Raw genomic sequence first — 8,495 nt, forward strand, 5'->3', positions numbered from 1 at the left:
CGGCGAGCCGCTCGTCCGGCGCCGCCGGGTGCGCCTCGCGCCGCACGATGCCGCCGAGGCGGACCGAGCCGAGCTCGACCGGCTTGAACGGGTCGGACACGTCGTACTGCTTGAGCTCGCCGGTGCCCCAGCACGACACGTACAGGCGCTGGTCGTCGACCGACAGGTCGATGTCGGTGACCAGCGGCGGCACCGCGCCGAACGGCTTGAGCACGTCGGGCAGGTCGTCCGGCGAGGCCGGCTCGGCCGGGATGGTGATCACCTTCTCCGCCGCCCAGCGGGAGCCGTCCTTGTGCCACACCCACACGGATGCCGACAGGTCCTCGACGCTGGTCACGACGCCCACGAAGCCGTACGTCTTGGTCGGGTCGTGGGCGGGGCGCAGCTCCAGCGTCATCTGGTGCTGGTCGCCGAGGTCCACCTCCTGGACGTGCCTGCGCTTGCGCAGGTCCCAAAAGTGGATCTTGTGGCCGTACTTGCGGCCGAGCAGCAGCTCGCCGACCACCCCGTCCTCGACCATGGACGGCGTGCCCCACTCGGAGGTGACCAGGACGTCGTGGTTGATGTGCCACCAGAAGTCGTACGCGAGGTACTGCGGGCCGCGGTCGACCTCCCACCGGCCCAGGACCTCGAAGGAGTTGTGGTCGAGGATGGCGATGCCGCCGGGCCCGTCGTCGCCGTACCCGCCGAGCGCGCTGACGTACAGGCCCTCGGGGCCGCAGTGGACGGTGTGCGGGCGGGAGTAGCCGGCCCGCTTGCCCAGCTCCTCGGGCTCGATGACCTTCACGAGCTCCGGGCCGACCCGGTCCTTGGTGTCGTACACGTAGATCCGCGACGACCGCAGGCCGGGCACGATCAGGTAGCGCCGTTCGACGTGCGGGTGCGGCGCGTAGGGGCACAGTGCGCTGCTGCAGGCGTTCCAGCCGAAGTGGTGCAGCTCGTCCCCCGTGTGCGGCAGGTCGGTCCAGCCGACCACGGTCCCGTACGCCGGGGACGCGGGATCGGTGTCGAGGACCGCGAGCGCGTCGGGCCGCTGGGCCGACCGGTCGAAGGCGGCCACGTAGGCCAGCTTCTCCGGCGGCGCCTCGGCGGCGTCGCGGGGCGAGGGGTAGAAGGTCGGATCGGGCTTCCACAGCGTCATGGACTCAAGGATTGTCCCTTATTACCCATAGGGTCAATAGGAATTTCCGGTCCTGTACCCTGCCGTGACCACAGAACGTGAAGAGCTATACCCTGACTTATCGCGTTTTACGGAGGCAGGGTTGTTCTTCGGAATCACCAACATCTGGACGTACGTCGTCGGCTCGTTTCTGATCATCCTGCTCCCGGGGCCGAACTCGCTGTTCGTACTGTCCACCGCCGCCCAGCGCGGCGTGCGGCAGGGGTACCGCGCGGCGGCCGGGGTCTTCGCCGGCGACTCGGTCCTCATGATCCTGTCGGCCGCCGGGGTCGCGTCGCTGCTGAAGTCGACGCCCGTGCTGTTCTCGATCGTGAAGTACTCGGGCGCGGTCTATCTGGCGTGGATCGGCTTCGGCATGCTGCGCGGCGCCTGGCGCTCCCTTCGGGCCTCCCGGGCGGGGGCCGCGGGCCAGGTCACCGAGGCGTCCGAGGCGACGGAGGCCGTGGAGGCGGCGGTCCCGGCGGCGGCCGACCCCTTCCGGAAGGCGTTCACGATCAGCCTGCTCAACCCCAAGGCGATCCTGTTCTTCGTGGCGTTCTTCGTGCAGTTCGTGGACCCGTCGTACGGCGCGCCGGCGCTGTCGTTCCTGATCCTCGCGCTGATCGTGCAGGTCTTCAGCGTGGCCTACCTGAGCACGCTCATCTTCGGCGGCACGTTCCTCGCGAGCCACTTCCGGCGGCGCCGCAAGCTGTCCGCCGGGCTCACCTCGGGGGTCGGCGCTCTCTTCCTCGGTTTCGGCGCCAAGCTGGCCACCGCGACGCTGAACTGATCGGCCTCTACTCCCCGTGCAGGTCGGCGAGGGCGCCCTCGAAGGCGTCCATCGCCCGCTGGACGCGGTCGTATCCGGCCGACGGCAGCCAGGCCATGACCCGGGACACGCCTGCCTTCTCGCACTGCTCCAGCGCGCCCGGGTCGGCCGGCGCGGACAGCATCAGGACCTCGACCTGCCTGCCCGCCTCCTCGGCCCGCCGGAACAGCTCGGGAACGCGTTCGAGGATCCCCTCGCCGTAGTTGGGCAGCCACGCGTCCCCGTAGGCGACCACGCGGTCGAAGACGCGCGGCCCGGCACCGCCCACCAGGATCGGCGGGTACGGCTTCTGCGCCGGTTTGGGCCATGACCAGATCGGGTCGAAGGACACGAAGTCGCCATGGAACTCCGCCTCGTCACGGGTCCAGATCTCCTGCATCGCCCGGACGCGCTCGCGCATGACGGCGAAGCGGCGGGCGGGATCGACGCCGTGGTGGCGCAGCTCCTCGCGGTTCCATCCGGCGCCGACGCCGAACTCGAACCGCCCGCCGGTCAGGTTGTCCACGCTCGCGACCGTCTTCGCCAGGCCGATGGGCTCGTGCTCGGGCACCAGGCAGATGCCCGTTCCCACGCGCAGCCGGGTCGTCGCCGCGCCCGCGGCCATCGAGGCGACGAACGGGTCGTAGCTGTGCCAGTAGCGCCGGGGCAGGTCGCCACCCCATTCGTCCTGTGGCGGCTTACCGCCGGGCGGCACCGGGATGTGCGTGTGCTCGGTGAACAGCAGGGCCGTGTGGCCGCGCTGCTCGACGAGCCTGGCCAAGGCATCCGGACGAACCGCATCATCCGTTGCGAAGTAGCCGAAACCTGAGTCCATGCCGTCAAAGTAACCCGCGCCCTCCGCGTGCCGGGGAAAGCGCCCCGCGGCCACCGGTAAAGCGCTGACCAGGGGTTTCCGCGAACCCGCCGGCCGGGGCCGGCCATGCCGTACCGTTATGAGCCAGCGATCGGCCCCACGCGTTCGGGCCCCGCAGGGCCGGCCGTCGGGTACCGTGAGCCACCGACAAAGAGCCTTCCCTCGGGCGTTTCCGCCCGCGATGTCCGGGTAGGCGCGTTGCCCAACTACAGCGTCGGTCTCCCCCTGCCGGCCCCGTTGGAGTTGCCATGAACCACACGCCTTTCGCACTGCCACGGCTCACCGCGCTGATCAAGCAGGCGGTGCCCCGGCTCCTCGAAGGCGTGGTGGCTCCTCTCGTGGTCTTCTACGCGGCTCTCGCGGTGCTCGGTCTGCGCGGCGCGCTGATGGCCGCGGTGTCGTGGGTCTACCTGGGCGTCCTGTGGCGGCTCGTCCGGCGTCAGCCCGTGCCGGGGACGATGGTCATGGCGACGATCGCGATCACCTTCCGCACCGTGATCGGACTGTGGACCGGCAGTCCCGTCCTCTACTTCATCCAGCCGGAGCTCGGCACGATCTGCATCAGCATGGTGCTCCTGGCGTCGGTGCGGATGCGCCGCCCGCTGGTCCAGCGGCTCACGCTCGACTACATCCACCTGCCGTCGTTCGTGCTGCGGCACGAGCGCGTCCGCACCTTCTTCGCCCGGATCACCCTGCTGTGGGCGTTCGTCCTCCTGGTCAACTCGGCCATGAGCATCTGGCTGCTGCTGCACGAGTCGATCGGCGACTACCTGATCATCCGCACCGCCGCCGTCGCCGTGGTGACCGGCCTGGCCTTCCTCGGGTCGGTCTGGGCGTTCCGCCGGGTCCTGCGGCGCCTGCACACCGAGGCCCCGGCGATCACCGCTTAGTCCTCCAGCGTGTGGGTGCGCACCGCCTCGTCGCCGCGGGTGTGCCGGGCGTCGAACGCGAAGGCCGTCACCTTCCACCCCTCGGCCTGGCGTAGCAGCCGGAGCCGGTAGACACCCCACACCTCGAACATGCCGCCGCCCAGCGCGGCGTCGAGCAGGTTGTAGGCGTAGCCCTTGGTGGTGACGTGCGCCTCGGCGCCGTCCACGGTCACGGCGAAGTTGCTCACGGTGTGGAAGCTCTGCTTGCGGGCGTGCAGGCCGGTCCGCCAGCCGTCCACGAGGGCCTCGGCGCTGATCCGCGCGGGCTCCCCGCCGTTGAGGCTGGTGAAGTCGGCGTCCACCTCGTCGTCGAACAGCTCCCGGCACACCGGCCAGTTCTTGGCGTCCACGGTGTCGAAGACGGCCGTGACGACGTCCACGATCTCGGCCCGGTCCACCAGTGCGGCGATCTCATCCATGCGCCCCATCCTGCCCCACGCGATCTGTGATAGGCACGCTTGTCATGGGTACCGCACTGGTCACCGGCGCCTCACGAGGTCTGGGCGCCGTCATCGCCGAACGGCTCGCCAAGGACGGCTGGCACGTCGCCGTCAACTACGCCAACGACACGGCCGGGGCCTCCGCCGTCGTCGACCGCATCACCGCCGCCGGCGGCTCGGCCGGCCTGGCCCGGTTCGACGTCACCGACGAGGAGTCCGTACGGGAGGGCGTGGCCGCGATCGGGCACGTGGACGTGGTCGTCAACAACGCCACCGGCCCGCAGCCGCTGATGCCGGTGGAGAAGCAGACCTGGGAGGACCACCTCGGCCAGCTCCGCTTCTTCGTCAAGGCTCCGCTGCTGATCCTGCAGGCCGTGCTGCCCGGCATGCGCGAGGCCGGGGCCGGGCGGATCGTCAACGTGGGCAGCGAGGTCGCCGACCTCGGCAACCCGGAGTTCGGGCACTACGTCTCGGCCAAGGCGGCGATGCACGGACTCACCCGGTCGTGGGCCCGCGAGCTCGGGACGTACGGGATCACCGTGAACACCGTCGAGCCGGGCTGGATCCCGGTGGAGCGCCACGCGGACGTCCCCCCGGAGGACTACACCGACTACCTGCGCGACGTCCCGCTGGGGCACATGGGCGCGCCGCTGGACATCGCCGAGACGGTCGCGTTCCTCGCCTCCCCCGGCGCCCGCTTCGTCACCGGTCAGCGGCTCGCCGTCAACGGCGGCAAGACGATGAGCTGACCCCGCCCATGCCCTCAAGGTAAAGAATCGCGTGATTCAGGAGCGGTTTAGACAAAAAATCGGTTAATGTCCGTTCATGTCCGGCGCATATTTCCCTCGAATCCAGACCGTCACGGGCGCCGTCCCCGTCTCCGAGATCGACGGGCCGGTGCTCCCGTACGAGCATCTGCGCACCGACACCCGCTGGGGGATCGGCGTGGACTCCGATCCCCACCGGTGGCTGGACGAGGAGCGGTACGTGCTGACCGAGGTCAAGCACCTCGGCAGGGAGCAGGCGCTGGGCCTCGTGGTGGAGCACAGCTGCATCGGCATGGCGCGCGACCCCGCCGCGCTCGCCCGGATCTCGATGGCCTCGCGGGTGCCGATCGTGGCCGCCACCGGCTTCGCCGCGCAGCCGTTCGCGGGCGAGGCCATCACGCGGTACGGCGTGGAGGACCTGACCGCCGATCTGCTGCACGAGATCGGCGCCGGGCTGGACGGGACGGGCGCGCGGCCGGGGGTCATCGTCACCGCCTCGTGGGACGAGGCGCCCACCCCCGCCGAGGAGCGGGCCGTCACGGCCGCCGCCCGTGCCTCGCTGCGCACCGACCTCCCGGTCGCGACGGGCGGTCTGGAACTGCTGGAACTGCTGCTCTCGCAGAACGTTCCCGCCCGGCGTCTCGCGGCCCGCACCGGCGACCCGCTGGCCCAGCGCAAGATCGCCGAGACCGGCGCGTACGTGAGCGTGGACGACTCCGAGGACGTCCTCACCCTCCTCGACGCCGGGCACGCCGAGCGCGTCCTGCTGAGCAGCGGCGTACGCCTACGGGAGCACCTGTCCGGCTACGGCGGGCAGGGCTACGGGCGGCTGTTCTCGTCGGTCCTCCCGGCCCTGCGGGAGGCCGGCGTGGACGACGGCACCCTGCGCCTGATCACGCACGACAACCCCCTCCGCTGGCTCACCCCCTGACGACCCGGTGGAGCCGGTCGAACACCACCGGCGGCCGCTGGACGTGGCGCGGTGGCTGGAGAACCCGCGGCGCGAGGTGGTCCCCCGGCCTTGAGGAGCCGCACCCGGCGCCTGTGACGTCGCCGTGCGATTTCCCCGGGGCGTCACGGGCAGGGGCACCTGCCATGTTCGCCGGATTCGAACTCAGCTACGTCGAGGTCGGGGACGTGCGCCTCCGGGTGCGGCACGGAGGCCGGGGACCCGCGCTGCTGCTGGTCCACGGCCATCCGAGGACCCACACCACCTGGCACCTGGTCGCGCCCGCTCTCGCGTCCGCCGGATTCACCGTCGTCTGCCCCGACCTGCGGGGCTATGGCCGGTCCACGGCGCCTCCCGACGAGCCCGACCACTCCCAGGCGGGCAAGCGCGCCATGGCCGGCGACCTGGTCGCGCTGATGCGGGAGCTCGGCCACGAGCGGTTCCACGCCGTGGGCCACGACCGCGGCGGCTACGTCGTCCAGCGCCTCGCGCTGGACCATCCGCACCGCGTGGACCACGTCGTCATCCTCGGCGACGTACCGATCGGTGAGGCGCTGGCCCGGTGTGACGCCCGATTCGCCCAGGCTTGGTATCACTGGTTCTTCATGGGCCAGCCCGCGCCGCTGCCCGAGCGGCTGATCGCCGCCGACCTGGAGGCCTGGTACACGCTCGATCCGGCCCGGATGGGCCGGGAGAACCACGCGGACGTGGCGGCGGCGATAGCCGATCCCCGGGTGCGGCACGCGATGTGCGAGGACTACCGAGCCGGGCTGGGCGTGGACCGGGCCGCCGACGACGCCGACCGGGCCGCCGGGCGGCGCATCACGAGCCCTCTGCTGGTCCTGTGGGGCGCCAAGGACGACCTCGCGGAGCTGTACGACCACGACGTGCTCGGCGTGTGGCGGCCGTGGGCCGCCGACCTGTCCGGTCACGCCCTCGAGACGGGCCATCACATGATGGAGGAAGCCCCTGAGGCCCTCACCGAGGCCCTACTCGCCTTCCTCCCCCGGCCGTGAGCCCGGCGCCCGCGAGCCCGGCGCCCGGCCCGCGCGGGCGGCGCAGCGTGAGACGGAAGACGCAGCCCGGGGCGCCGGAAGTCCCGGACGTGACGGTGAGGTCGCCGCCGTGGGCCCGGGCGATCTGCCGGGCGATGGGCAGGCCGAGGCCGGTACCGGGCACATCGCGGTGCCCGCGCCAGAACCGCTCGAACACGCGCTCCCGTTGCTCTTCCGGGATGCCCGCCCCCCGGTCGGCGACGGTGACCACGGCCAGGTCGCGCGTGACGGCGATCTCCACGGTCACGGGCGTCCCCTCCGGGCCGTAGCGGACGGCGTTGTCGACGAGGTTGGCGACGGCGCGGGTCACCGTGACCTCGTCGACCGCGCACACGGCCTCCGGCGGGCCCTCCAGAGACAGCGTCATGCTCTTGTCCGCCGCCAGCACCTCGGCGTGCCGGAGCACCTCACGCGCCACCCTCATGAGGTCCACCGGCCGGTGGTCGAGCGTACGAGCGCGCCCGCGAGCCTCGGTCAGCAGGTCGTCGACGGTGGCCTGCAACCGCCGGGCGACGCCGCGTGAACGGCGCAGCCCATCGCGGTAGATCTCCAACGTGGGCTGGGGGTGGGCGAGCAGGACCTCCGCGTTGGTCATCAGCACCGACAGCGGGCCGCGCAGCTCGTGACTCGTCTCCTCCAGCAGCCGCCGCTGGGTGGCCGCCGCCGCCGCGAGCCGGTCCAGCATCGCGTCGAACTCGGCGGCCAGCGCCACCACCTCCAGCGGCCCGTGGTCGAGCCCGATCCGGCGGCCCAGATCGGTGCCGCCGATGTCCCCGGCCACCGCGCGGACCCGGTTGATCGGGGCGACGGCCCGTCCCGCCCACCACCAGGCCGCCGCGGCGGCGGCCGGGGCGAGCGCGAGGAGGGTCCAGGAGACCCACGGGGAGCGATGCGCCGAGGCGCCGCGCACGTGCTCGACCCCGTTGAGCGCCTGCACGGTCGTCTCCGTGTCGGTCACCAGGACCACGCCGAACAGCAGCAGCGGCGGGACGTAGAACCCCAGGAAGGCGAGCACGGCCAGCCGGACGCGCAGCGAGCGCCAGGGCCGCGTCACGGTCCCTCCAGCCGGTAACCGGCGGCGGTGACGGTGGTGATGACGGGCGGGTCGCCGAGCTTCCTGCGCAGCCGGCTGAGGATCACCCGCACCGAGGTGGTGAAGGGGTTGGCGTTGGCGTCCCACACGTGCTCCAGCAGGTCCTCGGCCGACAGCACCCGGCCGGGGTGGTGCATGAAGTAGCGGAGCAGGGCGAACTCGCGCGACGTCAGCTCCAGCTCGGCGCCCGCCCGCCGGGCCCGGTGAGTGACCGGGTCGAGTTCGAGATCGCCCACCCGCAGCAGTGAACCGTGCTGGTCGCCGCGCCGGCCCAGCGCCCGCAGCCGGGCCACCAGCTCGGCGAAGTGGAACGGCTTGACCAGGTAGTCGTCGGCGCCCGCGTCCAGCCCCGGGGCCGGGGGGGCCGGCCCGGCGGCGGGCGGGGGTTCGAGGGGGGGCCCGGGGGGGGCCCGCGGGGCGG

The 8,495-nt window shown here is 72.0% G+C and carries 10 protein-coding genes; 5 read left to right on the forward strand and 5 right to left on the reverse strand.

The window, feature by feature from the left end:
• On the reverse strand, positions 1 to 1,141 hold a 1,141-nt coding region (locus AB0J39_RS35920), incomplete at its 3' end, for a selenium-binding protein SBP56-related protein (RefSeq protein ID WP_363473023.1).
• A gap of 121 nt (positions 1,142 to 1,262) precedes the next feature.
• Between AB0J39_RS35920 and leuE the strand changes: the two genes are divergently transcribed.
• Positions 1,263 to 1,949 carry a leucine efflux protein LeuE gene (gene leuE / locus AB0J39_RS35925; RefSeq protein WP_363473026.1) on the forward strand — a complete coding sequence of 229 codons (687 nt, stop codon included), beginning with the start codon at positions 1,263 to 1,265 and terminating at the stop codon, positions 1,947 to 1,949.
• Between the two features lie 7 nt (positions 1,950 to 1,956).
• Here the strand turns inward: leuE and AB0J39_RS35930 are convergent, their stop codons facing one another.
• Complete coding sequence (locus tag AB0J39_RS35930) at positions 1,957 to 2,748, reverse strand: LLM class F420-dependent oxidoreductase (protein WP_363473028.1); 792 nt, start codon at positions 2,746 to 2,748, stop codon at positions 1,957 to 1,959.
• 341 nt (positions 2,749 to 3,089) lie between these two features.
• Here AB0J39_RS35930 and AB0J39_RS35935 point away from each other — a divergent pair, with 341 nt between their 5' ends.
• The gene (locus AB0J39_RS35935; protein ID WP_363473031.1) at positions 3,090 to 3,731 is read left to right on the forward strand and encodes a VC0807 family protein; all 642 of its coding nucleotides are present in this window, start codon (positions 3,090 to 3,092) and stop codon (positions 3,729 to 3,731) included.
• Here AB0J39_RS35935 and AB0J39_RS35940 read toward each other — a convergent pair.
• On the reverse strand, positions 3,728 to 4,189 hold the full coding sequence (locus AB0J39_RS35940) for a nuclear transport factor 2 family protein (protein WP_363473033.1): 462 nt from the start codon (positions 4,187 to 4,189) through the stop codon (positions 3,728 to 3,730). The two genes, AB0J39_RS35935 and AB0J39_RS35940, sit on opposite strands and share 4 nt — an antisense overlap.
• A gap of 44 nt (positions 4,190 to 4,233) precedes the next feature.
• On the opposite strand from AB0J39_RS35940, the gene AB0J39_RS35945 reads away from it, so the two are divergent.
• The 3 genes from AB0J39_RS35945 (at position 4,234) to AB0J39_RS35955 (ending at position 6,942) form a co-directional block, all read left to right on the forward strand.
• On the forward strand, positions 4,234 to 4,959 hold the full coding sequence (locus AB0J39_RS35945; protein ID WP_363473035.1) for an SDR family oxidoreductase: 726 nt from the start codon (positions 4,234 to 4,236) through the stop codon (positions 4,957 to 4,959).
• Between the two features lie 76 nt (positions 4,960 to 5,035).
• Positions 5,036 to 5,908, forward strand: a complete 873-nt coding sequence (locus AB0J39_RS35950) for an aryldialkylphosphatase (protein ID WP_363473037.1) — start codon at positions 5,036 to 5,038, stop codon at positions 5,906 to 5,908.
• 164 nt (positions 5,909 to 6,072) lie between these two features.
• Positions 6,073 to 6,942, forward strand: coding sequence for an alpha/beta hydrolase (locus AB0J39_RS35955; RefSeq protein ID WP_363473039.1), 870 nt, complete (start codon positions 6,073 to 6,075; stop codon positions 6,940 to 6,942).
• Here the strand turns inward: AB0J39_RS35955 and AB0J39_RS35960 are convergent.
• The gene (locus AB0J39_RS35960) at positions 6,905 to 8,035 is read right to left on the reverse strand and encodes a HAMP domain-containing sensor histidine kinase (RefSeq protein WP_363473040.1); all 1,131 of its coding nucleotides are present in this window, start codon (positions 8,033 to 8,035) and stop codon (positions 6,905 to 6,907) included. The genes AB0J39_RS35955 and AB0J39_RS35960 overlap by 38 nt on opposite strands.
• The coding region (locus tag AB0J39_RS35965; protein WP_363473042.1) for a response regulator transcription factor at positions 8,032 to 8,495 on the reverse strand (464 nt) is incomplete at its 5' end. The genes AB0J39_RS35965 and AB0J39_RS35960, both read right to left, overlap by 4 nt.

The organism is Microbispora sp. NPDC049633, from assembly GCF_040675265.1.
GTDB lineage: Bacteria > Actinomycetota > Actinomycetes > Streptosporangiales > Streptosporangiaceae > Microbispora > Microbispora maris.

Bases quoted from the DNA above. Each gene is read 5' to 3' on its own strand.
- AB0J39_RS35955 (WP_363473039.1), top strand. From the start codon at position 6,073: ATGTTCGCCGGATTCGAACTCAGCTACGTCGAGGTCGGGGACGTGCGC.
- AB0J39_RS35935 (WP_363473031.1), top strand. From the start codon at position 3,090: ATGAACCACACGCCTTTCGCACTGCCACGGCTCACCGCGCTGATCAAG.
- AB0J39_RS35945 (WP_363473035.1), top strand. From the start codon at position 4,234: ATGGGTACCGCACTGGTCACCGGCGCCTCACGAGGTCTGGGCGCCGTC.
- AB0J39_RS35950 (WP_363473037.1), top strand. From the start codon at position 5,036: ATGTCCGGCGCATATTTCCCTCGAATCCAGACCGTCACGGGCGCCGTC.
- AB0J39_RS35940 (WP_363473033.1), bottom strand. From the start codon at position 4,189: ATGGATGAGATCGCCGCACTGGTGGACCGGGCCGAGATCGTGGACGTC.